At 41.6% G+C, this 24,326-nt stretch carries 27 protein-coding genes, 1 tRNA gene, 1 other RNA gene and 1 pseudogene; 17 read left to right on the top strand and 13 right to left on the bottom strand.

The window, feature by feature from the left end; translation table 11 throughout:
* Nucleotides 1-4: 4 nt before the first annotated feature.
* Complete coding sequence (locus B9G53_RS26075; RefSeq protein ID WP_094536328.1) at nt 5-433, bottom strand: BlaI/MecI/CopY family transcriptional regulator; 429 nt, start codon at nt 431-433, stop codon at nt 5-7.
* A gap of 191 nt (nt 434-624) precedes the next feature.
* On the opposite strand from B9G53_RS26075, the gene B9G53_RS26070 reads away from it, so the two are divergent.
* The 4 genes from B9G53_RS26070 (at nt 625) to dprA (ending at nt 5,854) form a co-directional block, all read left to right on the top strand.
* A complete protein-coding gene (locus B9G53_RS26070) occupies nt 625-2,682 on the top strand; it encodes a serine/threonine-protein kinase (RefSeq protein WP_094536327.1) in 2,058 nt (685 codons plus the stop codon).
* A 130-nt stretch (nt 2,683-2,812) separates the two neighbouring features.
* On the top strand, nt 2,813-4,063 hold the full coding sequence (locus B9G53_RS26065; RefSeq protein ID WP_094536326.1) for a SufS family cysteine desulfurase: 1,251 nt from the start codon (nt 2,813-2,815) through the stop codon (nt 4,061-4,063).
* A gap of 4 nt (nt 4,064-4,067) precedes the next feature.
* Nucleotides 4,068-4,631, top strand: coding sequence for a nucleoside monophosphate kinase (locus B9G53_RS26060; RefSeq protein ID WP_094536325.1), 564 nt, complete (start codon nt 4,068-4,070; stop codon nt 4,629-4,631).
* Nucleotides 4,632-4,744: 113 nt separating this feature from the next.
* Nucleotides 4,745-5,854 carry a DNA-processing protein DprA gene (dprA, locus tag B9G53_RS26055; RefSeq protein ID WP_094536324.1) on the top strand — a complete coding sequence of 370 codons (1,110 nt, stop codon included), beginning with the start codon at nt 4,745-4,747 and terminating at the stop codon, nt 5,852-5,854.
* 140 nt (nt 5,855-5,994) lie between these two features.
* On the opposite strand, the gene B9G53_RS26050 is transcribed toward dprA, so the two are convergent.
* The 3 genes from B9G53_RS26050 to B9G53_RS27775 all read right to left on the bottom strand — a co-directional run bounded on the left by B9G53_RS26050 (nt 5,995) and on the right by B9G53_RS27775 (nt 7,895).
* A complete protein-coding gene (locus tag B9G53_RS26050; RefSeq protein WP_254923822.1) occupies nt 5,995-6,513 on the bottom strand; it encodes a hypothetical protein in 519 nt (172 codons plus the stop codon).
* Between the two features lie 324 nt (nt 6,514-6,837).
* Nucleotides 6,838-7,755: a hypothetical protein gene (locus tag B9G53_RS26045; RefSeq protein ID WP_094536323.1), complete on the bottom strand. Its 918-nt coding sequence runs from the start codon at nt 7,753-7,755 to the stop codon at nt 6,838-6,840.
* Nucleotides 7,752-7,895, bottom strand: a complete 144-nt coding sequence (locus tag B9G53_RS27775) for a hypothetical protein (protein WP_176453361.1) — start codon at nt 7,893-7,895, stop codon at nt 7,752-7,754. Before B9G53_RS27775 ends, B9G53_RS26045 begins: the two co-directional genes overlap by 4 nt.
* Before the next feature lie 161 nt (nt 7,896-8,056).
* On the opposite strand from B9G53_RS27775, the gene ssrA reads away from it, so the two are divergent.
* From ssrA to B9G53_RS26025, 5 genes and pseudogenes are all read left to right on the top strand, one after another.
* Nucleotides 8,057-8,444, top strand: a transfer-messenger RNA (tmRNA) gene (gene ssrA, locus B9G53_RS26040).
* Between the two features lie 143 nt (nt 8,445-8,587).
* Nucleotides 8,588-8,737 (top strand): annotated as a pseudogene (locus B9G53_RS28820) (IS1 family transposase); the annotation flags it as partial.
* A gap of 54 nt (nt 8,738-8,791) precedes the next feature.
* Nucleotides 8,792-10,804, top strand: coding sequence for a prolyl oligopeptidase family serine peptidase (locus tag B9G53_RS26035; RefSeq protein ID WP_254923827.1), 2,013 nt, complete (start codon nt 8,792-8,794; stop codon nt 10,802-10,804).
* Between the two features lie 91 nt (nt 10,805-10,895).
* Complete coding sequence (locus tag B9G53_RS26030) at nt 10,896-12,005, top strand: ATP/GTP-binding protein (protein ID WP_094536322.1); 1,110 nt, start codon at nt 10,896-10,898, stop codon at nt 12,003-12,005.
* Nucleotides 11,998-12,558: a DUF3226 domain-containing protein gene (locus tag B9G53_RS26025; protein WP_217901684.1), complete on the top strand. Its 561-nt coding sequence runs from the start codon at nt 11,998-12,000 to the stop codon at nt 12,556-12,558. Before B9G53_RS26030 ends, B9G53_RS26025 begins: the two co-directional genes overlap by 8 nt.
* 223 nt (nt 12,559-12,781) lie before the next feature.
* On the opposite strand, the gene psbO is transcribed toward B9G53_RS26025, so the two are convergent.
* A complete protein-coding gene (gene psbO / locus B9G53_RS26020; RefSeq protein WP_094536321.1) occupies nt 12,782-13,624 on the bottom strand; it encodes a photosystem II manganese-stabilizing polypeptide in 843 nt (280 codons plus the stop codon).
* Between the two features lie 234 nt (nt 13,625-13,858).
* On the opposite strand from psbO, the gene B9G53_RS26015 reads away from it, so the two are divergent.
* Nucleotides 13,859-14,179: a hypothetical protein gene (locus tag B9G53_RS26015; protein WP_094536320.1), complete on the top strand. Its 321-nt coding sequence runs from the start codon at nt 13,859-13,861 to the stop codon at nt 14,177-14,179.
* 198 nt (nt 14,180-14,377) lie between these two features.
* Here the strand turns inward: B9G53_RS26015 and petG are convergent, their stop codons facing one another.
* The 5 genes from petG to B9G53_RS25990 form a co-directional block, all read right to left on the bottom strand.
* A complete protein-coding gene (gene petG, locus B9G53_RS26010) occupies nt 14,378-14,476 on the bottom strand; it encodes a cytochrome b6-f complex subunit V (protein WP_071590170.1) in 99 nt (32 codons plus the stop codon).
* A gap of 189 nt (nt 14,477-14,665) precedes the next feature.
* Complete coding sequence (locus tag B9G53_RS26005) at nt 14,666-15,736, bottom strand: response regulator (RefSeq protein ID WP_094536319.1); 1,071 nt, start codon at nt 15,734-15,736, stop codon at nt 14,666-14,668.
* A 148-nt stretch (nt 15,737-15,884) separates the two neighbouring features.
* Nucleotides 15,885-16,268, bottom strand: coding sequence for a DUF1636 domain-containing protein (locus B9G53_RS26000; protein WP_094536318.1), 384 nt, complete (start codon nt 16,266-16,268; stop codon nt 15,885-15,887).
* 114 nt (nt 16,269-16,382) lie between these two features.
* Nucleotides 16,383-16,661, bottom strand: a complete 279-nt coding sequence (locus tag B9G53_RS25995; protein ID WP_094536317.1) for a DUF2973 domain-containing protein — start codon at nt 16,659-16,661, stop codon at nt 16,383-16,385.
* Between the two features lie 77 nt (nt 16,662-16,738).
* Entirely contained in the window at nt 16,739-17,056 is a 318-nt protein-coding gene (locus tag B9G53_RS25990) for a DUF2605 domain-containing protein (RefSeq protein ID WP_094536316.1), read from the bottom strand.
* 111 nt (nt 17,057-17,167) lie between these two features.
* Here B9G53_RS25990 and mazG point away from each other — a divergent pair, with 111 nt between their 5' ends.
* The gene (gene mazG / locus B9G53_RS25985) at nt 17,168-17,989 is read left to right on the top strand and encodes a nucleoside triphosphate pyrophosphohydrolase (protein WP_094536315.1); all 822 of its coding nucleotides are present in this window, start codon (nt 17,168-17,170) and stop codon (nt 17,987-17,989) included.
* A gap of 27 nt (nt 17,990-18,016) precedes the next feature.
* Here the strand turns inward: mazG and B9G53_RS25980 are convergent, their stop codons facing one another.
* Both B9G53_RS25980 and B9G53_RS25975 read right to left on the bottom strand, forming a co-directional pair.
* Complete coding sequence (locus tag B9G53_RS25980) at nt 18,017-18,196, bottom strand: hypothetical protein (RefSeq protein ID WP_094536314.1); 180 nt, start codon at nt 18,194-18,196, stop codon at nt 18,017-18,019.
* Between the two features lie 115 nt (nt 18,197-18,311).
* Nucleotides 18,312-18,392 (bottom strand) — tRNA-Leu (locus B9G53_RS25975).
* Between the two features lie 204 nt (nt 18,393-18,596).
* Here B9G53_RS25975 and B9G53_RS25970 point away from each other — a divergent pair.
* The 6 genes from B9G53_RS25970 to B9G53_RS25945 all read left to right on the top strand — a co-directional run bounded on the left by B9G53_RS25970 (nt 18,597) and on the right by B9G53_RS25945 (nt 23,190).
* A complete protein-coding gene (locus B9G53_RS25970) occupies nt 18,597-19,508 on the top strand; it encodes an alpha/beta hydrolase (protein ID WP_094536313.1) in 912 nt (303 codons plus the stop codon).
* 227 nt (nt 19,509-19,735) lie between these two features.
* Nucleotides 19,736-19,951: a hypothetical protein gene (locus tag B9G53_RS25965; protein ID WP_094536312.1), complete on the top strand. Its 216-nt coding sequence runs from the start codon at nt 19,736-19,738 to the stop codon at nt 19,949-19,951.
* A 70-nt stretch (nt 19,952-20,021) separates the two neighbouring features.
* A complete protein-coding gene (locus B9G53_RS25960; protein ID WP_094536368.1) occupies nt 20,022-20,249 on the top strand; it encodes a DUF2281 domain-containing protein in 228 nt (75 codons plus the stop codon).
* A complete protein-coding gene (locus B9G53_RS25955; RefSeq protein ID WP_094536311.1) occupies nt 20,246-20,539 on the top strand; it encodes a type II toxin-antitoxin system RelE/ParE family toxin in 294 nt (97 codons plus the stop codon). Before B9G53_RS25960 ends, B9G53_RS25955 begins: the two co-directional genes overlap by 4 nt.
* A gap of 99 nt (nt 20,540-20,638) precedes the next feature.
* Nucleotides 20,639-22,687, top strand: coding sequence for an endonuclease MutS2 (locus B9G53_RS25950; RefSeq protein ID WP_094536310.1), 2,049 nt, complete (start codon nt 20,639-20,641; stop codon nt 22,685-22,687).
* 47 nt (nt 22,688-22,734) lie between these two features.
* Nucleotides 22,735-23,190: a nitrate reductase associated protein gene (locus B9G53_RS25945; RefSeq protein ID WP_176453363.1), complete on the top strand. Its 456-nt coding sequence runs from the start codon at nt 22,735-22,737 to the stop codon at nt 23,188-23,190.
* A gap of 30 nt (nt 23,191-23,220) precedes the next feature.
* Here B9G53_RS25945 and B9G53_RS25940 read toward each other — a convergent pair whose 3' ends face one another.
* Complete coding sequence (locus B9G53_RS25940; protein WP_094536366.1) at nt 23,221-23,898, bottom strand: response regulator transcription factor; 678 nt, start codon at nt 23,896-23,898, stop codon at nt 23,221-23,223.
* Nucleotides 23,899-24,326: the final 428 nt, after the last annotated feature.

The raw sequence follows: 24,326 nt of genomic DNA, 5'->3' as shown, positions 1-24,326 counted from the left end.
GGGCTTAACCTTCTTGTGACTGTTCTCTCGATTGACGGATGTTTTTAAGACGGACAGCGATCGCTTCAAGCTTGTCCATACTGGCATGATCAAGATCATTAGCAAAAGCAGCGACAATATCTGCATCACCTACTTCTAAAAAGCGATTGAGTTGGTGATAGGCTTCCAATGCTTGGGCTTCTTCGCGAGAAATTCTTGCTTGCCAATAGAGCGATCGCCCTTCTTTTTCGCAATGAATCCAGCCCTTCTGCTCTAGTCGGCGCAGTACCGTCATCACTGAGCCATAGGCTAATTCGCGATCGGGATCAGACAAGATGCGATCGTGAATATCTGTCGCACCTAGCCTTGTATTATCCCAAATAATATTGAGGATTTCTGACTCTAAACGTCCTAAAGATAATTGTTTAGGGCGATATTTCGGTAAAGGGGTCATAGCGTCTTAAACTGCACTTTAGCTATCACTATACTGCTTTAAGTTAGCGCAAAGCTGTGCTTCGTAAACCTTTAGAATATGAGCGCAAAGAGCAGTAAGACTGGTGACAGCCATAGCAAAAACTTACATTGCTACATAACTTTTGTATGGCAAGATTGTAATCAAGTCCAAGACATCAATAGAAATAGGTTATGAGTCTTACAACTGGGCAAATAGTCGGTGGGCATTATGAAGTTACGACACGTTTGGGTGGTGGTGGATTTGGGGAAACCTATCTTTCACAGGACATACACCTGCCCGATCGCCCCACGAGAGTAATTAAAAGACTAAGTCCGCACATCAAAGAAAAGAGTGTCTTGCAACTATCACGACGACTATTTGAAACTGAAGCTCAAGTTCTCTATCGACTCGGAACTCATCCCCAAATCCCCCAACTATTTGCCCACTTTGAAGAATTATCAGAATTTTACTTAGTTCAAGAATATATTGATGGCAAAGATCTGAGTCATGAACTACCACGAGGCAAGATTTGGGAGCAGTTTGCAGTTGCGGATTTATTACAGAACCTCTTAACTGTTCTCAGCTTTGTCCATCAAAATAATGTAATTCATCGTGACATTAAGCCCGAAAATATTATTCGTCGTCGGGATGGAAAGCTTTTTTTAATTGATTTTGGGATAGTGAAGCAAATCATTACACCCACGGCAATATTGGAGGGACAATCAGACGATGGCGGCTATACCGTAGGAATTGGTACTCCTGGATATATGCCCAGTGAACAGGCGCATGGTGAGCCAAAATTTGCTAGCGACATCTATGCGATCGGAATGCTTGGCATCCAAGCGCTGACAGGTATTCCACCCAGTCATCTGATGAAGGATGAGAACTTAGAAATAGAGTGGCGTGCATCGGCTCCAAAAGTCTATCCCGAATTTGCCGATATTCTTACACGAATGGTAAAGTTTGATTTTCGGCAACGCTATCCTAGTGCGGAAGCAGCCTATGAGGAGATCAAGGAATTTATCGATCACTATCCGAGTTCTCAGGTCAATCACAGTTTGCCAACGGTACTGATCAGTGCAGAGGCGACTCAAGCCAGCAATCACAGAAGCTCTGCTAACAATGAGACTGTGCGCGATCGCCATTCAGCCCAGAAACAGGGAATATCTAAATTAGGTATTTGGCAACATTTTCAGCCTTGGCACTTGGGCTTAGGAATCATTACTCTAGGAGCTATTACAATTACGGCTCTAGTTCTGATGTTTGGATATTCTAAATCAATAAATTCCAACAATAGTCCTGACGAGTCTTTAGAAAAAGCGGGATTGTCAGAATCTCCAACTAATTCATCGAATATAGTTCCATCCTCAGTCAGAGAATTTACAATCGATGGAGCCAAGGATGCAATTTATGGAGTTACGATTAGTCCTGACAGTAAAATCTTGGCAGGGGGAAACTCAGAGAGGATCATTGAGCTATGGAACTTACAAACAAATCAAAAATTGCGGACTCTGAAAGGGCATACAGGAAGAGTCTATGATGTGAACTTTAGTCCCGATGGCAAGCGTTTAGTCAGTGGCAGTGACGATCGCAAAGTGATTATTTGGGAAGTAGCCACAGGGAAAATTTTACATGCTTTAGAAGGACATCAAGAACGGATATACACTGCCATCTTCAGTCCTGATGGGAAGATGATCGCTAGCTCTAGCGGCGATCGCACCATTCGTTTATGGAATGCCGAAACGGGTAAACCGATCAGGACGCTATCTGAAAAATCATGGGTTTATGATGTTTCCTTTACACCTGATAGCAAAGTTTTAACTAGTGGTAGTAAAGATGGAGCAATTAGATTATGGAATGTGGAGACAGGAAAAGCCCTCAAAACCTTAGTGGAAAGTGGTAGCGCTGTGCGCTCAATTGTCTATAGCAACGATGGTAAAAATATAGCTAGTGCAATGGAAGATCATACTGTTCGTCTATGGGATGGAGGGACAGGACAGTTAAAGGAAGTTCTCACAGGACATAACGGAGAAGTACATACGATCGCTTTTAGCAATAATGGGAATTTACTAGCTAGCGGCAGTGCCGATAAAACGATTCGGATTTGGTTTTTAAAAAACAAGCGATCGCCTCAAGTTTTATCAGAGCATGAGCGCGGTGTGTCATCGGTCGGATTTAGTACTGATCAAAAAATGTTGATCAGTGGCAGTCTTGATGGCAAGATAAAAGTCTGGAAATTAGCCAACTGAATAGACAGCGCTTTACTCTTTGTTCAAAACCCCAAAAAGGATGAGGTGGCGCTTCGCGCCACCTCATCCTTTTTGGGGTTTGAACTGTTAAAATGCAGGTAGCAGTTACGACAGCAAGCATCTAAGCCTCATGACATTAACCTACGAAAAGACCTTGGCAGATCGGGTCAGAGCAGACTTTGAAATTTTAAATCAAGAGGTCAACGGCAAACCCCTCATTTACTTTGACAATGCCGCCAGTTCGCAAAAGCCTAAAGCAGTAATCAATGCTTGGAAATATTATTATGAGCATGACAATGCCAACGTTCATCGTGGCGCTCATACTCTTAGCGCAAGAGCCACTGATGCATACGAAGGAGCGCGGGAAAAGGTTGCCAAATTTGTTAATGCTAAGTCATCTCAGGAAATCATTTATACCCGTAATGCCAGTGAAGCAATTAATCTAGTTGCCTATACTTGGGGTTGGGCAAACTTGAAAGCGGGGGATGAAGTGATTCTCTCGGTCATGGAGCATCACAGCAATATCGTACCTTGGCAATTAATTGCTCAGCGTACAGGCGCAGTTCTTAAGTTTTTAGAACCGACTAGTGAGGGAATATTGAGCGTAGAACAGTTCAAATCCTTGCTCAATCCTAAAACCAAATTAGTTTCAATTGTCCATGTTTCCAATACTCTCGGCTGTGTGAATCCAGTGGAAGAGATGATTCCCTTAGCTCATGCACAGGGCGCGAAGGTATTGCTGGATGCTTGCCAGAGTGTGCCACATATGCCGATTGATGTAAAGGCTCTCGAATGCGATTGGCTCGTGGCTTCAGGGCATAAAATGTGTGCGCCGACGGGAATTGGCTTTCTCTATGGTAAGCGTGACTTATTGCTAGAGATGCCTCCATTTATGGGCGGTGGTGAAATGATTGCCGATGTGTTTCTCGATCATTCCACCTATGCTGGTTTACCTCATAAATTTGAGGCAGGAACTCCTGCGATTGGGGAGGCGATCGCCCTCGGTGCAGCCGTGGATTATTTAACATCGATCGGCATGGATAAAATCCACGCTTACGAACAGGAATTAATTAATTACTTGATGGATTATCTTGATGATATTCCCGACATTAAAATTTATGGTCCCCGTCATAATCGCGCAGGTTTAGCCTCATTCACGATCGCTCACGGGATTCATGCTAATGATCTATCAGCAATGCTCGATCAAGATGGCATTGCGATTCGTTCAGGACATCACTGCACTCAACCATTGCATCGCTTTTTAGGAATTAGTGGTACGGCAAGAGCAAGTGTTTATTTCTATAACACTAAAGCCGAAATCGATACCTTTGTTGCTTCTCTAAAAGATGCGATCGCCTTTTTTAAAAATGTAATGGCATAGACCTATGGTAAGACTTGTTCTATTAGGCGCTTCTGGCTCAGGGAGAACTACCCAAGCTACACATCTACAAGCTTTGCTAAATATTCCTGTGATCTCAACTAGCGAAATTTTGCGATTAGAGATGGCAACGGAGACGGATTTAGGCTTAGAGGTGAAAAGCTTTGTTGATGCGGGTGAATTTGTTCCCGATCTACTGATGATTGCGCTGATGCGATTACGGTTGCAGATGGAAGATGCTCAGCAGGGATGGATTTTAGAAGGTTATCCCCGCACTGCGTTTCAGGCCGAAGAGTTAGATTTTTTGCTGGATGAGTTGGGCTGTCCTCTTGACCAAGCCATTTATTTACAAGCTTCGGAAGAGACATTAATGCAGCGATCGCGATCGCGTGGTGGTTCCGATGACACCATTGAGGTAATTCAGAAACGGATTGAGCAGTTTTTAGATCTAACTATGCCTTTATTGGAATATTACGGCTATAAACAGAAATTACTGACTATCGATAGTGAGTACGATGTAGCCACTGTCAGCGCTCGTCTAGAGCATGGTATTAATCATTTACTGAAATAAGCAGATGGACATAATTAATTACAAACCCAAACCCACAAAGTTGCGCCCCTGCGGGGCGCAACTTTGTGGGTTTGGGAATTGATTTTGCACGAGTACTTAACACCGTAGAATTCATGAGCCTTAGCCCTAATTCTGAAAGAGCATATTGGTTAGCATGGTCGCAAATACGCGGTATTGGGCCTGTGTTAATCAAGCGACTATATCAAGCTTTTGGCTCTATGTCAGAAGCTTGGCAGGCTTTGCCGAGCGATTTGCAAGTAGTGGAAGGTATTGGCGGTCAAACGTTAGAAACCATTCGTCAAGCTCAGCGCGAAGTCGAACCCTTGTCACTATTGGCGATCCATGAGCATAATAATCTCAATTTCTGGACTCCCAGCGATCGCGAATATCCGCAGTTACTTTGGGAAATCCCTGACCCACCACCAATTCTCTACTATCACGGACATCTCATCGATTGGAATGAAAGGAATACAGTCGCGATCGTCGGGACGCGCAACGCTACACCCTATGGAAAGCGTTGGACAAAGAAACTAGTTTCAGCTTTAGCAGGTCGTGGTTTCACAATTATTTCTGGCATGGCGGAAGGTATCGATGGCGAAGCTCACAAAGCTTGTTTGGAAGTTGGCGGTCAAACATTGGCAGTAGTGGGTACAGGCGTTGATCGCATTTATCCCTACAAACACAAATCTCTTTACGAACAAATCGTCGCTTCAGGGTTAGTGGTGAGCGAATATCCCCAAGGTACTGCACCTGATAAAACTCATTTCCCTGCCCGTAATCGGATTATCGCAGGATTGAGCCGTGTTACTTTAGTAATGGAAGCCCCTGAGCGATCGGGAGCCTTAATCACAGCCTATCAAGCCAATGAATATGGACGCGATGTCTATGCTTTACCGAATTCCCTTGAAGTGAGCGAAGCAAAGGGTTGCTTGAAATTATTGGGTAAAGGCGCACAGGCGATTTTAGGTGTAGATGAGCTATTGGAAGCTTTAGGTATGTTACCAAATCTAGATCAGCCTACACCTGCGATCGCTATTTCGGATTTGCCCCTATTACAACAAAACATTCTCCAAGTGATCGGTTTTGGCGATCCCGTTGGCTTAGATTGGATTGTCGAACAAACAAAGTCACCTTCGGGTGAGGTTTTGGGCGCTTTAACTCATTTAGAACTGGTGGGTGCGATCGCGCCATACCCTGGAATGCGATATCAACGTTTAGCATAATCCCTGTACCAAGAAAACCCTTAAAAGTATGGCTTAGCGATACTTTTAAGGGTTTTCTTGGTTTGAGCGCAAAGCGCTGTAGGTTACTTATGGGGCATGACTTCCAATTTTTAAGTGGATGGGGTCAGCAGAGAAATTTACTAAAAGCGTAACTGACTAGAATGAATCAATCCCATTGAGCCACATACATCGGTGTAGTACCATTCCCCATTTGCACCATAAAGGTCAATGTTTTGAGGCGATCGCACTACACATAAAATATTACCGTTAGGAGAGACCCTCACATTTGATGGAGGATCAAAAACAAAAGCAGAATCTGTGCGACTAGAGGGTCGTGTATCAAAGTTACAAACATAGTTAAGCATCTTCATCGTCGCCACCGATTGAGGACTATAGACAGCGCGTTCAGGGAAAGTTGTCCATACTCGATCTTCGCAATTGGCTTGGCTTTCAATGCGATCGCTGCCTAAATAATAGACAAAATCAACACTACGATAACTAGCTCTCGAAATGGAACAAGTATCAATATTGATCGTTTGACCACCTACAGCTCTACCCGCGTAATAGTTACAAGATTGTGCAGCCGACGATTCGCTAAACAGGAAACTAGCAGCGATCGTGGCAAGCAGGATCGGAATAGAAAATCTGCGAGGCTTCATATATACCTCCAAACTCCCACGAGTATATCCTTAATTGTATCATTTAATACAATTAAGAAGAATGACAAATACATAGCTTTACTTACAGCAATAATCAATCAAACTATAGCTATAGCAATCCTAAATGGTTTGTGGAAGGACACCCCGATGGGGTGTCCTTCCACAAACCAAAAAAATCCACAAATGATATAGGACTGCTATATAACCATAAGAAATTTTTTAAAAGCGTTGCAAAGCAACGCTTTTAAAAAATTTCTGGGTTTGAGTTACAACGCAAAATGCTGTAAGTATTGCCTCATATTTCGAGCAACTTCTCAAACACATTCAATAAGAGCAATCAACCCCAGTACAAAGTCTTGTAAACCAGTTTTTCGAGATTACTCTCAGAGCAAAGTCATGTCCTAATGAGCCACCTGTAACCGCATAGCGCAATGCAAATTCTAGGCTTGGATTGTATTGATCTCTCACGATTGGACGCAATTTCTTTAAATCAAAGACAGGAATTTTAAAATTACTAGGAAGCTCTCCCGCTTCCCATAATTCCTGAAGCGCAGTCCATCGGTGATGTCCAGAATCCAGCATCATTTTTGTTGAATCTTGGCGATCGCCAATCATCAGACTTACAAGGGGAATTCCCCTCCATCCATCTGTCAAGATACTCGATTTATATTCATTTACTGCATCTGGACTGTCTTTGCCACCCTTACCATATTGACTAAAAGCCTTGAAAAAATCTTTAGGCTCAAACCAATAGGAAGCTGCCAACATTTTTTTGACTGTGGTAACTGCATGTAATTGCTGCTCTTCTGAGGATTGATCATCATCTTCCTCTCTAAAATGTTCCCATTGAAAATCAACCCAATCCGCAGTTTGTAATAGCGATAATCCATGCTCAAAATCAAAGGCATTTGCCTTAACGACAGACTCAACAATAGCGGTAGATTTAGCAGGTACAACCACATCAATATTTTGCACAGCCTCGACATTGACAATCGATTGTTTGCGTTTAGTGGTTGATGATTGTTTCTTGCTTTGCCATTCAACGAATGATGGATCGTCTAAAACTGCATTAACTCGATCAATGCGATAGAGTTTGAGCAGAGTTGTACTCTTGCTTTTTGGATTTTTCTCCGTCTTGTCACATTCACCCAAAAACTTTTTGATCGCGGGGTCAGTAAAACCATGCAACTCTTTGAGTTCCTTAGATGATATATATTCCGTCTCTGTGCTTGCAATCGTCACTTTATTACCCTTTCCTTCATGCCCAGTAAATTAGTGAAATCAACCGTAGGATGTGGGCTAGCGATCGCTAACCCATGCTTGATATTTACCGTAATTCTCCCAGAGCCGATAAGCGATGGAAACACCAAAATCGGTTTCATAATGAGAATTGCTGTGACATTTACTTTGATGAGTAAACATCCTAATTTAATATCGCGATCCGAAATGAATTGTAAGATTTGGAGGGTTGTGAGAGTGCGCCCCTTCGGGGCGCACTCTCACAACCCATTTAGGATTGCTATATGCTATATTTAAAATATAGGGGATCGTAAGGGTTTCGACGTGTTAGTAGAAGCTATCCCTTGATGCAGGTCGAGAGCGGGCTATCTCTCGTAAATCAATGGCTCAAACAAGTACATGCGAACAACATTGTATCTTTCTCTCGTAAAGCAGCTCCTGTAGCCGCCTAAGAACCTTTTCGGTTTCGAGGTGTGATGTATGACTCCGTTAAATATGTCACTCCAACCCCCAACGGATGCTGCTTATAACTTTCTCTGGTAGGTTATTCGCTCAAGACTTTATCAGTGCATCTTTCGTTGCTAGAGATAATTAGCAATTCCCTCCGTGAGGATCAAATCGGATAAACCTGTGAATGACTGGGAGGTTAGGCGCTAGTGCGGACGGCAGTTCGACTCTGCCCGATTCCATTAACCTAATAAAAAAGGCACTTGCTAAGCAAGTGCCTTTTTTATTATCGGTGTTTCCAGTACCTTCGACACTGGAAACACCAAAACCGATTTTTTGAAAGCCCGCCTACGGTGGGCTTTCAAAAAATCGGTTTTTATAATGAGAATTGCTGAGACGGTGCAGCGCTTATCGACGTAGACAAAACCTGTATGCTAAAAATACAGAAGAATTGCCACAAGCAGTTACAGTAAAACGATCAGTTCACAACTGGGTGAGACATCATGGGGGCTTAGGGAAGAACAAGACTCCAGCTATGGTGAATAGCGTAGCCATTTTGTATTTTGATATTAATCTCCCCGTTAACTTAACTATGAAGAAGACCGCAACCATTAAATCCAAGTCTATGAATAAGCGATCGCTAATTTTCCCAATCATTTTTGCTAGCCTTGCACTTACCACTTTACCTGCGGCAGCTCAATATACGGGCTTAGGTAAAGATAGTCTTGATCCTGCAATTCTCAAGCGCTATGCTCCCCCTGCATTACCGCCAACGGTGACGCGACCGATTGAGTCAATTTTGGATGTGCGATCGCCAGGGCTAGGCATGGTGACACCCGATGGCAAGCAGATGTTTTTTACTTGGGGAATTACAGGAACATTACAGGTATGGCGATTGGATGGGGCGCAAAAATTTCCTGTACAAGTAACGGGAGGACAGGATGCCACAACTATTTCAGGGATGACTCCCGATGGTAAATATCTCTTACTATCCCGCGATCGCCAAGGTGAGGAAAATCCGGGATTATATTTGCAATCAACTAAGGGGGGCGAATTAGAAGAAATTCAACATTTAGCAGGGGTGAGGACTTCGCTGCAATATATCGGAAATGACTCACGCACGATTTATTTCAGTGCCAATGATATTAAGCCCGACTCGGTTGTAATCTATCGCTACGATTTACAAACCAAGAAAAAAGTCCAAATCTCTGGTGGTGATGGCATTTGGTGGATTGCCGATGTGTTTGTCAATCTAGAAACAGGCGATCGCGAGAAGTTTCTCTTTGCCAAAGCAACGGGCAGTCTATCCCGCGAATATTACGAATACGATGTCAAGACTCGTCAAACTACACCACTGCTTGGTCAGAATGAGCAGGAAGAGTATGGCGTTACCTATGGTGTTAGTAAAGACGAATATCTTGTATTAACCCCAAAATTCGGTGAATTTCGTCGCCTTTATCGTTACAAAGACAAAAAATTCACGCCAATTACACCAGAGCTAAAAGCGGATGTATCTGACTTTGATATTGATGATCAGCGCCAGCGCATTCTTTACTCAATTAATGATGGAGGGTACACACGCCTTAAAGCGATCGCGACAAATACTTTGGAGGAAATAAAACTACCTGAATTTGCCAATGCCGATCATATCTATACAGGCTCCACCACTCGCAATGGTCGCTTTACAACTATCGGTGTCGAAACTGCTAAAGCCCCACGCCTCAGCTATGTTTACGATTGGCAGACTCAGAAACTCACCCAATGGGTATTGCCTAGCACGCCCGAAATCGACACCAGCAAGTTTGCCAAGGCTAAGCTCGAAAACTACACAACGCGGGATGGCATATCAATTCCCATGTTTATCTATAACTCACCGCAATGTGAAAATACTGCTCAAAATCCTTTGGAAAAGCCTTGTCCTGTAGTTGTGCATTTTCATGGGGGACCAGAAGGACAAAGTACGGCTGGATTTAATCGGTACGCCCAGTTATTTGTGAATGCAGGATTTGTATTTGTGGAGCCGAATGTGCGCGGTAGTGATGGCTATGGCAAAACTTGGCTGAATGCTGATAATGGTCGCGATCGCCTCAAGGTCATCACCGATATTGAAGATGCAGCAATCTACATTCGCAAAAACTGGCAAATTAATGGGATCACTCCCAAAATCGGCATCGTTGGCGGTAGTTATGGCGGCTATGCAGCACTGATGGGTATGTCTAAGTTTGCAGGCAGTTATGATGCAGGTGTATCAAGTGTTGGCATTAGCAATCTGCTCACATTTTTAAACAATACTGCTCCCTATCGCCGCATTTTGAGAATTAGCGAATATGGTGATCCTGTCAAAGATCGCGAGGCTCTGATTGAGTTATCACCTGTAACCTATAGCGATCGCATCAAAGCCCCATTACTCATCATCCAAGGTGCAAACGATCCGCGCGTTCCTGTTGGTGAAGCCATCCAAATTCAAAAAATCCTAGAACAGAAAAAAATCCCCTCGCAACTAGTCATTTTCCCCGATGAAGGTCACGGCTCCAGCAAGCGCAGCAACCAAGTACTAGAAATTGGCTATACTCTAGACTTCTTTAAAAAATATTTACAAAACTAGCCTTTAGAGAAGGGGTAGTTCTGCGACTTACCCTTTCTCTCTTTCAGCCTAAAATATTGTTTTGTTGTGTTCTAGTAAATCGACAAAAACTATGATTAGAGATATCTCAATTCAAAATTTCAGATGCTTTGAAAATACCTCAATCTCTGGGTTTAAGACAGTCAATCTTATTACTGGTAAAAACAATGCAGGGAAAACGGCACTCCTAGAATCATTATTTGTAGCTAACTCGCCACGACCAGAAACAATTATTTCTCTTAAGAGATATCGTCGAGAATCACCAGAGTTTGAACAAACTTTACCTGAAAGCTCTTGGGATAGTCTATTTTTTAATCAAGATAAATCCAAAAAGATTTCTATCCAAATTAATGAGGAAAGAAATCTTTTTAGTAAGGTCGATATATTTATCAACAATGAGCTTGCTGATTCTCTTATAGAAATAGATGAATCAAATAGTACTTCTGGAAGAATAGCAAAAAGATACATAGATCCATTCCTAAATAGTAAGTCTAAGAGGTCTGGTCTTCAAATAAGTGTAACTGTTAATAATAACACCTATTCTGAAGCTAGCTTGCTTGCCACCAGTCAGAATATTACAGTTCTGCCTAAAAATGTTGAATTCCCAAATATTAAAAATGTATCTTTAATATTAGCATCTGATCTATTTCTAAATATATACCTTGCTAATGAATATGATAAGGCTAGATTTAATAATAGAGATCAAGAAGTATTAAAAGGATTTAAAATCATTGATTCCTCTATACAAGTTGTTGAATCTTTTAACATTGGTAGTCCTATGATTTATCTACAAAAAGAAGACAAAAAAAGATTCCCGTTATCATCATTTGGAGATGCGATCAATAGAGTTGCTGCTATTATTCTTTCGATGGTAAATAACCATAGTAGTGTTCTACTTATAGATGAAGTTGAAAACGGTATTCACCATACTAACCAAGCTAAACTATGGGAAATGATCTTTCGTTTAGCTAGAGAGTTAAACGTACAAGTATTTGCTACTACACATAGCTTAGAAATGCTCACAGCATTTACTAAAGTTGGTTTAGACAATGAGTTTAGTGACTTGGCTGCACACTTTGAAATGGCTCGAAGTGTAAAAACTGGTCAGATTATTGGTATTAAACGCGATATGGAAACTCTTGAGTATAGCTTGTCTCATAATAGGGGGGTTAGAGGTGAGTAATCGTCTAATTGTTGAGAGTAAGAACGATAAATTTTTTATCCAATCTATAGTGAATTACCTCAATATAAGCAATGTAGATGTTTTAGAAATCAATGTAACTGAAAATGATTATTTAGATTTAGATGGTCTAAGTGTAGCTTCTCTAGAAAGAGAGTTAAAAACTATAGAGGCTGATGCTCAAAAAAGTTATGTAAATAAAGTAGGGATAATTTTAGATGCAGACGACTCTCAATTAAAAAATTTAAACAAAATAAATGAAGCGATCATCAAAGTGAAAGTGTTTCCTCAAAATCAAAAGCTAGAAAGAATTAGTCATTTTGTTCCTATTCATTCTATAAATCTTGAAGACCCAATTCAAATAGCTTGTTATTTTGTTAATGTAAATGGAATAGGAGAGCTAGAAACATTATTAAAAGAGATTAGAGCTAAAGATGCAACCTATGCTGATTGTCTTAATAGGTGGCAAGTTTGTCTCCAGAAAAACGGTAAAGATCCAGTATCTTCAAAAGATTTTGATAAATTTTGGATTAGCAATTATCTAAGGTTTGATTGATACTTGCTCTAATCGTGACAAAAAGCAATCTGAGAGAAAGTGTAGTATGTCAGGATTTAGTTACGTTATGACTAAAAAGCTAGATATTTGGAATTTTGAACATCCTGCTTTAAATGAACTCAAAGAGTTTTTAAAATTATTTGACTAAAACAAACTCAAGACTAAAAGTAGAAAATAAAAAAGAGCGCTTTCTAATTAGAAAGCGCTCTTTTTATAGACAAGATTAAGAGTTAACTTTGCCGTAGAATACGCCGCGAATGATTACTTCCTTGGGTTCAACACCACCGAGGTCGTTGTCAGAGGTTTGCTCAGTCTCGAACGTACCAGCGATTTCGCCAGTATCAGCATTCAACTTAGCGATTTGTAAGGACATCGTACCTTTGGAGGTGGAATCATCCTTTACACTTCTGTTGTCAAAAGAGTTGCGCTTTGCAGGTAAAGCTTCAGCAGAGTCATAACCGATCGCTAGACCACGACCCTTAGGATCGATAAAGCCAGAACCACGATAGGTAGGTACATCAGTAGAACCAACGAAATCAACCGATGTGGTGATGCCATTTACACCAGGAGCAGTTTTAGCGTTGAAACCTTTGATCGTGAATAGGATTGCTACCAGTTCACCACCAGGCATTTTGACAGTGATCGGTTGATAGTCTAAACCATCGGTTTCCACTAAGCTGAGGCTACCATCGCTATTGCCAGTAACAGTTGCCTTCACGAAGTCAAGACTAGAGGTTGAGCGAGTCATTAACTTGCTAGCTACAAACTCAGATTTTTTGCGCTTATTGCTGGATTCTTCTTTAACAAAAAAGGAGGTTGGCTCTAGGCAAAGATCTGTAATTTCTACAGATTCACCAGCACCGACGGGAATAAAGTTACGCCCACCACGAGAGGAACCCAAAATGTCGGAACATTTGTTAGCTAAGCCAGTATTTACAATTTGGTCGTAGGTCAAGCCTGGTTCAACAGCAGCGATCGCATTACTTGCAAACACGCCGCTTGCTACTAACATACATAAACTGATACACAATGTAAAAATTGCTTTCGTAAAACTACGAAATTTCATAAATAACCTCTTCTTAATTTAATGGGATTTAACGGGTAGTATTTTAGAGTTAGGACAGATCACGCAAAGCGCAGCCTATGATAACTCTGTAAAAAAATACGATCTAGTTTGGGATTTTAAATTGAGATCGTTAAGGAGTTGGCGGTGCTTTAGACTAGCCATAGAGGTTAGCTAACTAAAGACTTAATTTGTAAAATTCCAATCATCATATTATCGCGCACGAGGGTACTTAGCTTGGCACAAACAGAAATCCAATCACAACAGGGGCAAACTGCTAATTTATCTGAGCTTGAGGCAATCAGCGATCGCCTATGGCAAATTGCTCAGGATCAGCAAAGCGATCCAGCTAATCTTTTGCAAATATTGCGAGTCATAGAATCAATCCATAAACGCATTCGTGACGATTTATTTCAGCCTGCTTTACCGACTAGTCGGCATGAGCTATTTAATCTTTTGCGCGATATTGAGACAAATGGGGGCTGGCCGCATATTTATCGGATGAAAATCAATGAGATTTGTCGATATTTAGCACAGCCTGAAGATTTAGAAGAATAAACTAATATTTCTGGCAAGAATTACTCCTTAAAGCGCTTTACTCTCAAATCCAAACCAAGGAAATGTTTAAAAGTGTTGCTTAGCAATGCTTTTAAACATTTCCTTGCAGTTCATTTGATCAGCAATTGCTGTAAGTTTGTACCAAAAAGCAGAAGAGGCATTTTCAGCCTCTTCTGCTTTTTGGTTTTTATGCTAGAACTAGACGCGGCGATATTGCTGATAAGCAGCAAAAAACAGCCCGCCAAGGGTAATGAAAATAAGACCGAGGCAAATGCCTGACAAAATTGGTTCTACCATAAATATTTATTAAACTCACTGACTTATATCCTACATTCAGCAGGTGATCTGGACAAAAAAATATTTGCCACTAAAGAATGAGGGCTTCAGAGACCCTATTCTCAATAAGAGGATTTTTATTGAATGTACTGGCAATTAAGTACTTATTTGCGATCGCTTAATAGAACGTTAGTCATCCACAAAAGTTGACTAACGCTTACTATACTTTTCTACAGTTGTTAATAATTCCTTCTCTCCAAACGGTTTGGTTAAATATTCCGTAGCTCCCACCATCCGCGCTTTGACGCGATCAATAAAACCATCTTTGCCCGTTAGCATGATAATCGGAACCTTGGCAAACGCACTCGACTTACGCAGCATTCCACATAGCTCATATCCATCAATCTCTGGCATCGTGATATCACACAAAATCAGATCAGGATTATGTTGAAAAATCAAGCTTAAAGCCTTAATCGGACTAGACACCGCCATAACTTGAAAGCCGTGATTATGCAGAATATACTCCACAGCCCGACAAATTGTCACACTATCATCAATGCATAAAATTCTGGGCGACTGTACCTTTACTTGTTGTGGCACACTCATCGCTAATGGCGTAATTGCAACCTGTCCAAGAGCGATCGCTTCACAGATCAACTGTCCAATTTGGCTAATATCCTTCCCCGCATATCGTGACAACTGACGAATTGTCGTTTTGCCATCAATCCAAGAACTTAAAGATGGCAAAGACTCTTCAGTGAGCAATACAGGACATTGATCGATCGACTGTAAAACTGGATAAAATTTCTTCCATGTTTGCAGTTGGCGTAAATATTCTGAACTAAGCTGCGAAAACTTGAATCTGGTTAACTTTGGCGTGAGTGCAGCACTAATTTCAAAAACAAATGTACCTTGATAGAGACCGATAATATCAAAAAGCACCTCTCGGATTGTGCTTTCCAGAATTGTCTTAGCCTGATCAGGACTGAGAATTTTGGATTCTAGAAGCGCCCAAATTTGTCCATACTCTAAAACATTAATCCCCAGTTTCGAGCTAGATAACTGATCGAGCGCATGATCTAACCCCAACCCATGCAAATAATCGCGCAGACGAGTCAAGTTGCTATCAGTATCGGTAGCATAGATCAATTCTCCGTTATCAAAAAATAAAAACCAGAATTTCCCTGTACTAGATTCAATCAACAACTCACCAGTTCGCTGTCCAAACTCGATCAGGTTGATAATGGTATGTACGTCAATTTCTCTGAGCGTGCCTTGCATGAGGTGTTACAAATTTGAGTTTTATCTTGGATGTACAGAGATCTGTCTACATTACCAGAATTTCTTTTAGCCCCTTGATTTTAAGGCTTTTTTAGCAGTAATTCCCATGATAAAAATCATAAAAAAAGAGCGTCAAGCGCTCTTTTTTCTATAAAGGGGGTATACGGGCAATTACACCACTTTTTAGTGGTTCAGGACGCTCTTTCCAAGCAAGCATCCCATCTGAGCGATCGCCATATATTTCGGCACAGGACAAGATTGCTGATGCTGTAGTTGCCATATTGTCCACATCACTGGGTAAATCTCCAAACAAGTAGGAATATTTGCCCTCAGATGCGAAGGCTACGGCGCAAGCATGGCTACATGCACTCATACAGGAAACTGCGAGAATTTCAAACTGCGATCGCCATTCCCAATTTTGATGTAACTGAGAAAGCTCTTTTAGCAATGTTTCACCACCACTAACACCTACCTTTTTGCCATTTTGCCAAGTGCTGGCACAGGTAGTACAAACTAATAACCTATGGATCATCCGTACCTCGATAACAAAGTTTCAGCGCTTCGCACTAAAACCACAAACAAGATTTTAGTTAAAAGTGCTGCTTTGCAACACTTTTAACTAAAATCTTGGCTTTACAAATTACCATTATTTTTCGCCACTAGGTGACGAGTTATAGAGAGCATCAAGTCTGGAACGCGCATCATCAACATTAATTGATTTAATTACCATTAATGGCTCATCGATATATTTACCATCTTTATCCCACAATTCAGGATGAGCATATTGAGGCGATACTCGGCGACTACGATTATCTTGATAGCCTCGTGAATCATTTTGGGAAAGCGCGATCATGCTGCGAATGAGATTACTAATCGCGAAAATAGAGAGGATCGTAAAAGCGAGTATATAAAGAATCTGTACCATATCTACTTTCCTAAAAAAATATGTAAATTAAGTGAACTAAGGTTTAAGAGGAGAAATTAGGGATCAAAATTAAAGTTTTAAATTGCTTGATTACGATAGTAGCGCATCCCCACGGCTTGACACTCCATAAGTAGTTGATGCCAAGGTTTCATTGTTGCCATGTCTACGCCAACTTGATGTCCTGTAACGCGAAACAAGGAGATCGCTACAGCAACTTCTTTAAGAGCGTTTTCGACTCGTTCCAGCAAATTTCTTTGTTCTGACTCTTGTAAAAAATCTATGCGTTCACTAGAGAGTAGTTTTTGAGAGCGGTCAAACCAATAGGTGAAATCTTCTAGTAATGGCTCTAGAAGTTGTCTAAGCATTTCAGGATCAGGACTAGCAGTATTACTCATGGGTCAGATCTTTAGCAGCAAGATTGGTGCTGTGTATAGTTTGTTAAAAGCAGTATTTTTATACTGGCTATTATAGCATTTTGTTACTTTTCTTAACATTAAACAAATCTTATGACTTTTGAGCCAACCGTTGAAGCTTCGGCGAACTTGATCGCACTACAACACTTAATCGATGTGGTGGCAAAGTTACGATCGCCTGATGGTGGATGTCCTTGGGATTTGGAGCAAACGCCTAAAAGCTTGATTCCCTATGTGATTGAGGAAGCCTATGAGGTGGTGGATGCAATTCAGGGTGGTGATAGTAAGGCGATCGCCGAAGAGTTAGGTGACCTGTTAATGCAAGTGGTCTTGCAGTCCCAAATTGCCAGTGAAACTAATCAATTTGCGATCGCCGAAGTTGCCGAAGGCATCGCCCAAAAGTTAATTCGTCGCCATCCCCATGTATTTAGCGATATTAAAGCCGACAGCATGGACGAAATTCATCAAAACTGGGAAAGGATTAAAGCCGAAGAAAAGGGTGAAGATTTAGCCGACACTCAAAAACTGAGCTACAAACTCAAGCGGTATGCGCGATCGCTTCCACCTTTAACGGCTGGGATGAAGATTTCTCAAAAGGCTGCCGCAAATGGGTTTGAGTGGGACAATGCCGATGGAGTATGGGCAAAGTTTCATGAAGAGTTAGATGAGCTGCGCCATGCACTAGAACATGAGTCTAAGGAAAATCAACAGGCGGAATTGGGAGATTTATTATTCACGCTGATCAATGTGGCTCGTTGGTACGATCTCGACCCATCGGAGGCTTTGCAGTCAACTAACCGCAAATTTATTCAGCGTCTAGAGATGATTGAAACTTTAAGCGATCGCCCCATTGATAGTTTCACTGCCGAGGAGCTAGATAATCTCTGGAAACTTGCCAAAGAAAAGCTCAAATAAATAAAGACTCGCAAAGCGAGTCTTTATTTATTTGGTGGTGGGCGCATCTGGAGGCAGAAAACGGGAATCAGAAATTTCAATCAACTTATCAATTGAGGTTTCAGCTAGGAGTTTACGGGCTTTAGCTAGATATTCTAAATGTGGGCATTTATCCCCAAGGACACAGCCATTGGTGCATTCTTCTTGACAATTAACTTGGCGAGACATGGATTTTAAAGCGGTTTATAAACTAAGATTCAAGGCTACTACAATCTCAGAACAGTCTCAATGCTGACCGCATAAAATAAAAAAGAGAGCGCTTTGCGCTCTCTTTTTTATTTTATGCGGTCAGAGAGACTCGAACTCTCACAGCTTTCGCCACCACCACCTCAAGATGGCGTGTCTACCATTCCACCATGACCGCAATTGCTTTTTTAGTGCTTAACTATATTACAGCAGTGGTGCATATTTGCAATACATTTTTGCGCTTTCTAAAGATAAAATCCAAAAACCTGTGGCGCACGCTGCGCGTGCGCCACAGGTTTTGAATCTGGGTTTCATTATGCCTAGCTACTTAACCTGAAATTTTACAAATACCTTCACTGACACTATGGAATCTAAAACTTCAATGACTGAATCATCTCTGCAAAATGATCAGAGCGGGAAGCGATCGCCGAAGCGTTGGTTGCGTCCTGTGGGGATTGCGGGAATTGCGATCGCTAGTTTTTATGGTTCAGTTTGTGCAGGATTATGGTTTGGGCAAACAAAGCTGGTTTTTTCACCAGAAAAGGAAATTACTACCACTCCCGCTCAGTTTAATGCCAAGTACGAGGATGTCTTAATTCCAGTCAAAAATGCTGATGGTACAAGTGAAAATATTCATGGTTGGTGGTTACCCAATGCCAAACAGGAAGAAAAAGCAAATTTAAGCGATCGCCAAGTAATTTTGTATTTGCATGGCAAGGGTAAAAATATTAGTGCTAATGCTAAACATGCCAATCGATTGATGCGAATGGGCTTCTCAGTATTATTGATTGATTATCGGGGCTATGGCAGAAGTGAAGGTGGATTTCCTAGTGAATCATCGGTGTATACAGATGCCCAAACAGCTTGGGACTATTTAATCCAAAAAGGATATCAGCCAAATCAGATCATGATCTATGGACATTCGTTAGGTGGGGCGATCGCGATCGATCTTGCTATTAAGCATCCAAATGCCTTAGGAATGATTATTGATGCTTCGTTTACATCGATGAGTGATATGGCTCAAATCGATCCTAAATATCGAGTTTTCCCCATTGATTTATTAATTCATCAGCGCTTTGATTCGATCGCTAAGGTGCGATCGCTCGCTATACCTGTACTTTATATTCACGGTACTGCGGATGATTTGATTCCTGCGGTCATGTCTCAGCGCTTATATGAGGCAACCCCAACTAGAAAACAAATTGTGCTTATTCCCAATGGCGGACATAACAATAACGCCTCTACCAATGAGCCGTTATATTTAAATTCTATTCGCAGTTTCTTTAAGCTGTAGACACTACTCCCTTCCTAGTCAAGGATTGGTGGTGTAGGGCGAAGCCCTGCACCACCAATTATTAAGTATTGCGTCAAAAGATTACGCTTCGTATCTAGACACATCTACTGAGATCGCCTGTATGATAAGTTCTATATCGAAAGTTATAGAAGAGACTTCTCTTAATCTAAACAAAACGAAAGATTAGTCTTAGAAAATTTACATTTAGTTTACATTCACATAATCAAATGAGAGGTAATGCGGTGACTAATAAATCTGTAGCGTTCAAGCAAATTGATGTACAAGGCGATCTGAGTGAATATGTCGCACATTTACAGTTACACATGGCATTACAAGCCCGTAACCTCGTCCCGAATTTAAGTGGCGATCGCGCTCAGGATAGCCGTAGCAGAATGCTATCAAGTACTCAAGCCGATTTTGAGAGATTAGCTTCTCGCTTGTAATTTAAAAAAGGGGAACGCGATGCGTTCCCCTTTTTTTATTTGCTATGATTTAGAAAAAACAGTCAAAGCAATGACTACAAAAGAAAAGCTTATTCAAGAAATCGAAAAAACCCCCGATATACTGCTAGATAATTTATTGGATTTTCTTCTGTTTGTTAGAAATCGTTATGAAGATAATCAAATTTCTGAAGACAATGAAATTTCTATAGAAGAGCAAGAAATTATTATTGCTTCAAAGCAAGCTTTTGCATCTGGAGATTATCTTACGCTTGATGAGTATCTAGTCGGTCAGGTATGAGCTATCAAGTTATTATTCCGCAACCTGTCCAGAAACAACTGAGCGTTTTTCCAAAATTATTTCAAAGTCGAATTATCACTGCTATTCAGCTTTTGGCTGAAAACCCTCGTCCAAACGGAGTTAAAAAACTCAAGGGGTATGAAAATACATATCGCATTCGGGTAAATGATTACCGTGTTATTTACGAAATTCAAGATCAAGAGTTAATAATTCTTTTGCTAAGTTGTAGTCATCGTAAGGATGCTTATTTACAAGCAAATTTTTACCTTGATCAAGAACAAGGGGCTTAAGCCCCCTGTTCTTCAATTTTTTGGCACAATAGAAAAGTATGATCAAGACAAGTCAGCACTGCTGACTTGTCTTGATGAAAAAAGCTATTTTGAGGTGTCATGCAAGCTGAGACGTTGGATCTGTTGGAATGGAATCGTTTATGTCAGCATTTATCAACATTTACAACGACAAAGCTGGGGGCGATCGCCTCGGCACATTTACCCATACCTGATCGCTATGAAGACACCTTAGAGTTACTCACCCAAACTAAAGAAGCCTATGCCCTCGAAGAGCGAAGTGCAGGCGTATCTTTAGATGGGATTCAAAATATTACGGAAGCGGTATTTCGTGCTGAAAAACAGGGGATTTTGTCGGCTGCTGAGCTATGGGCGATCGCGACGACTTTGGCAGGAGCGCGAAACTTGCGTCGTCAGCTAGACAATGCTGATTACTGCCCAAATTTGCAAATACTGGCTAGCGAATTGCGGACTTATCCTGATGTTGAACAGGAAATATATCGCTGTATTGATGAAGGCGGAAATGTACTGGATCGGGCTTCGGTGCGGTTAGGGGAAATTCGCCATGAGTTAACTTCGGTACGCGATCAGATTATTACCAAGCTGCAAAATATTATGCAGCGTAATGCTAGCTCGCTACAGGAGCAGATTATTACCCAAAGGAGCGATCGCTATGTTTTATCGGTGAAGTCGCCTCAACGCGATCGCATTCCTGGGGTAATTCATGATACTTCCAGCACAGGGATGACGCTATTTGTGGAGCCGAACTCGATCGTACAGTCCAACAATCGCTTGCGGCAATTGCTAAAAATGGAGCAAGCCCAAATCGAGATTATTTTGGCGGAACTGAGTGCCAAGATTACGGCGATCGCGGAAGACTTGCAAAGATTGCTAATTATCGTTACTAAGATCGATCTTGCCGTGGCGCGTGCAAGGTATGGCTATTGGCTAGGAGCAAATCCGCCACATTTTCTAGAGGGTGAGGCGATCGTCTTGCGCCAGTTGCGTCACCCATTACTGGTATGGCAACAACAAAACGAGGAAGGTCGCGAAGTTGTGCCTGTGGATGTGTTGATTTCACCGCAGATCTCCGTAGTTGTGATTACGGGACCCAATACAGGCGGCAAAACTGCAACTTTAAAAACTTTTGGCTTAGCGGCTCTGATGGCAAAGGCGGGAATGTTTATTCCCGCTAAAGAACCTGTAGAAATGCCTTGGTTTGATCTCGTACTTGCTGATATTGGTGATGAGCAGTCACTACAGCAAAATCTATCGACTTTTTCGGGGCATATTCGCCGCATTGGGAGAATTTTGGACTCACTTTCGCACCAATCTCTAGTACTTCTAGATGAAGTTGGGGCAGGGACTGATCCATCCGAAGGCAGTGCGATCGCTACAGCATTATTAGAATATCTAGGCGAACATACAAGACTCGCGATCGCCACGACGCACTTCGGCGAACTCAAGGCTCTGAAATACCAAAATCCTAAATTTGAAAATGCGTCTGTGGAATTTGATGATGCATCCTTTGCGCCCACCTATCGTTTGTTATGGGGTATTCCTGGACGTTCTAATGCCCTTGCGATCGCAGGTCGTTTAGGTTTACCACAGGACATAATCGAAGCCGCCCAAGTGCGTGTCGGGGTTGGATCTGCGGAAATGAATGACGTGATCGCCGAACTGGAAGCTCAGCGCCGCGAACAAACTCAAAAAACCGAAGCAGCAGCACATTTACTCGCGGAAACCGAACGCTTGCATAGAGAAATTTTGGCTCGTGCGGAACTAATGCGATCGCAGGCTAAAGAATTGCGTGAACGGCAAGAAAAAGAGGTGAATGCGGCGATCGCCCAAGCGCAAAAGGAAGTCGGTCGCGTAATCCGCAAGCTGCAAAAAGGTGAACAATTAGGCGAACAGCTAGTTGCGGATGTCCAACGTACTGAGCAGAGAATTGAGGAATTAACTAAGCGCCATATGCCTATTACTCCTGAGCAAAAAGTTGAGGTGCAAGTAAAAATCGGCGATCGCGTTCGCATTCCTAAATTTGGCAAAATTGCTCAAGTATTAACAGTTCCAAATAGTTCAGGTGAATTTTCTGTAAGGTTAGGAACTATGAAGCTAACTGTTAATATCACAGACACCGAAAAAGTCTAAAGTAAAAGCGGCGCAAAGAGCCGCTTTTAATGTTTGGGGTTTTGATGATGTTGCAATTTTTTGAATTTGAAGCCGATTTTGTCACTGCCTTGCGCTGTATTCCTATGCAAGTACGTTACAAACTCGATACCTGTGGCATTAAACTCAAACTACAACATTGGTTAAGTTTTTCCACCATACAACGCCAAAAACTAATTGATTTGCCCTGTACTACTAGCGAAGAAATCGAAAAATACAGAGAACATCTGCGATCGCAAGTTTTTCAAAATTTCAACATATACCCTAGCGACTTGCCCATTGAACAAGATCCTGCGTGGATGCAAACCAATGTGATTCCCCTTAGTGTTTTACAGCAAGCTCAGAAGTTAAACATGACAATCGCCCTAACTCAATGGCAAAATCTCACCCCACTACAACGTTTCGCTCTAATTAAGCTCAGTACATCCGATCACGAAAACAATAATTTCTTACCTGCCTTGCAAGAATTTGGACTTACCACGTAAAAAAAAAGGAGTGCAAAGCACTCCTTTTTTTTATGAAAGTTGGCTCAAACGATAGCCAACACCGTGAATCGTTTCGATCAAATTGTGAGGCGCAGCAGCACCCTTCAACTTGTTCCGTAGACTCTTGATCGTGGCATTGATCGTATCTTCTCTAGGTGGATCAGTAAGCGACCAAACATGTTCCACAATCGTGATCCGCTTCAGGACTTGGCGACCATGATGGAGCAACAACTCTAGGATGTTGTATTCCTTAGGAGTCAAATGCACAGATTGCCCAGCATAGGAAACCTCATGCATACCAGGATCGAGTTGCAGTTCCCCCCAACGCAAAACTGTGGGTTCTGCAATCTGAGCGCGACGTGACAAGGCACGAATACGAGCCATCAACTCAGGTGGATCAATTGGTTTGACGAGATAATCGTCAGCACCAGCATCTAGCCCCTGAACCTTGTCAGTACTCATATCCAGCGCAGTCACCATCAAAATCGGGATGTTATTGCCATGCGCCCGTAAGCGACGACATAAGTTAATCCCATCCAGCTTTGGCAGCATGACATCTAGCAAGATCAGGTTATAGTCGTCAGCTTGAGATTTCTCCCAGCCTTCTTCACCGTCTCTCGCAATATCTACAACACAATGTTGACTAGTTAGCACTTCGGCTAACGTGTCAGCTAAATTGGCATCATCTTCTACAAGGAGAATTCTCATTGGATCGATCAAATCTCAGTTATTTAAGTTTGATAGGTGCTTAGCTATATGCTAACGGATACCTTTACAGGTTTATGAAGAATATGAACTTTATAAATCTCGTTAACATGATTCACCCCTATCTAATTGCATCATATACGAAAGATCGAATGCTTTTTCATAAATGCAAAAATTTTAAGTATTATTGCGACAAAAAAAATCCGCGGTCGTTTTTATTTAAGAAATTTTAAATAAAAAAATCATATACGGTACTTAGTACTGCATAAAAAAACAGAGAAATTTTTGAAAGCGGCGCTTTCAAAAATTTCTCTGGGCTACGGCAACTTTCTATTTGATTTCTGTGACGCTTGGATCGTTGCTGAGTTAAATTGATTCTATAGGTAGCTAGCTGGGCATCATTATCATTAAAAACCAGAGCCAAAACCTGT

Source organism: Pseudanabaena sp. SR411 (assembly GCF_002251945.1).
GTDB lineage: Bacteria > Cyanobacteriota > Cyanobacteriia > Pseudanabaenales > Pseudanabaenaceae > Pseudanabaena.
The sequence above is the reverse complement of the archived record's forward strand: the minus strand, read 5'-3'. Positions and strand labels throughout refer to the sequence as shown.

What these genes read in the sequence shown, in the direction of transcription:
- B9G53_RS26050 (WP_254923822.1), bottom strand. Translation starts at nt 6,513, where the DNA reads ATGAAGCCTCGCAGATTTTCTATTCCGATCCTGCTTGCCACGATCGCT.
- psbO (WP_094536321.1), bottom strand. Translation starts at nt 13,624, where the DNA reads ATGAAATTTCGTAGTTTTACGAAAGCAATTTTTACATTGTGTATCAGT.
- B9G53_RS25965 (WP_094536312.1), top strand. Translation starts at nt 19,736, where the DNA reads ATGAGAGGTAATGCGGTGACTAATAAATCTGTAGCGTTCAAGCAAATT.
- B9G53_RS25980 (WP_094536314.1), bottom strand. Translation starts at nt 18,196, where the DNA reads ATGTCTCGCCAAGTTAATTGTCAAGAAGAATGCACCAATGGCTGTGTC.
- B9G53_RS26065 (WP_094536326.1), top strand. Translation starts at nt 2,813, where the DNA reads ATGACATTAACCTACGAAAAGACCTTGGCAGATCGGGTCAGAGCAGAC.
- B9G53_RS25960 (WP_094536368.1), top strand. Translation starts at nt 20,022, where the DNA reads ATGACTACAAAAGAAAAGCTTATTCAAGAAATCGAAAAAACCCCCGAT.
- B9G53_RS26070 (WP_094536327.1), top strand. Translation starts at nt 625, where the DNA reads ATGAGTCTTACAACTGGGCAAATAGTCGGTGGGCATTATGAAGTTACG.
- petG (WP_071590170.1), bottom strand. Translation starts at nt 14,476, where the DNA reads ATGGTAGAACCAATTTTGTCAGGCATTTGCCTCGGTCTTATTTTCATT.
- B9G53_RS26030 (WP_094536322.1), top strand. Translation starts at nt 10,896, where the DNA reads ATGATTAGAGATATCTCAATTCAAAATTTCAGATGCTTTGAAAATACC.
- B9G53_RS25955 (WP_094536311.1), top strand. Translation starts at nt 20,246, where the DNA reads ATGAGCTATCAAGTTATTATTCCGCAACCTGTCCAGAAACAACTGAGC.
- B9G53_RS25970 (WP_094536313.1), top strand. Translation starts at nt 18,597, where the DNA reads ATGACTGAATCATCTCTGCAAAATGATCAGAGCGGGAAGCGATCGCCG.
- B9G53_RS27775 (WP_176453361.1), bottom strand. Translation starts at nt 7,895, where the DNA reads ATGAAACCGATTTTGGTGTTTCCATCGCTTATCGGCTCTGGGAGAATT.
- B9G53_RS25945 (WP_176453363.1), top strand. Translation starts at nt 22,735, where the DNA reads ATGTTGCAATTTTTTGAATTTGAAGCCGATTTTGTCACTGCCTTGCGC.
- B9G53_RS25940 (WP_094536366.1), bottom strand. Translation starts at nt 23,898, where the DNA reads ATGAGAATTCTCCTTGTAGAAGATGATGCCAATTTAGCTGACACGTTA.
- B9G53_RS25990 (WP_094536316.1), bottom strand. Translation starts at nt 17,056, where the DNA reads ATGAGTAATACTGCTAGTCCTGATCCTGAAATGCTTAGACAACTTCTA.
- B9G53_RS26075 (WP_094536328.1), bottom strand. Translation starts at nt 433, where the DNA reads ATGACCCCTTTACCGAAATATCGCCCTAAACAATTATCTTTAGGACGT.
- B9G53_RS25995 (WP_094536317.1), bottom strand. Translation starts at nt 16,661, where the DNA reads ATGGTACAGATTCTTTATATACTCGCTTTTACGATCCTCTCTATTTTC.
- dprA (WP_094536324.1), top strand. Translation starts at nt 4,745, where the DNA reads ATGAGCCTTAGCCCTAATTCTGAAAGAGCATATTGGTTAGCATGGTCG.
- B9G53_RS26005 (WP_094536319.1), bottom strand. Translation starts at nt 15,736, where the DNA reads ATGCAAGGCACGCTCAGAGAAATTGACGTACATACCATTATCAACCTG.
- B9G53_RS25950 (WP_094536310.1), top strand. Translation starts at nt 20,639, where the DNA reads ATGCAAGCTGAGACGTTGGATCTGTTGGAATGGAATCGTTTATGTCAG.
- B9G53_RS26060 (WP_094536325.1), top strand. Translation starts at nt 4,068, where the DNA reads ATGGTAAGACTTGTTCTATTAGGCGCTTCTGGCTCAGGGAGAACTACC.
- mazG (WP_094536315.1), top strand. Translation starts at nt 17,168, where the DNA reads ATGACTTTTGAGCCAACCGTTGAAGCTTCGGCGAACTTGATCGCACTA.
- B9G53_RS26035 (WP_254923827.1), top strand. Translation starts at nt 8,792, where the DNA reads ATGAAGAAGACCGCAACCATTAAATCCAAGTCTATGAATAAGCGATCG.
- B9G53_RS26000 (WP_094536318.1), bottom strand. Translation starts at nt 16,268, where the DNA reads ATGATCCATAGGTTATTAGTTTGTACTACCTGTGCCAGCACTTGGCAA.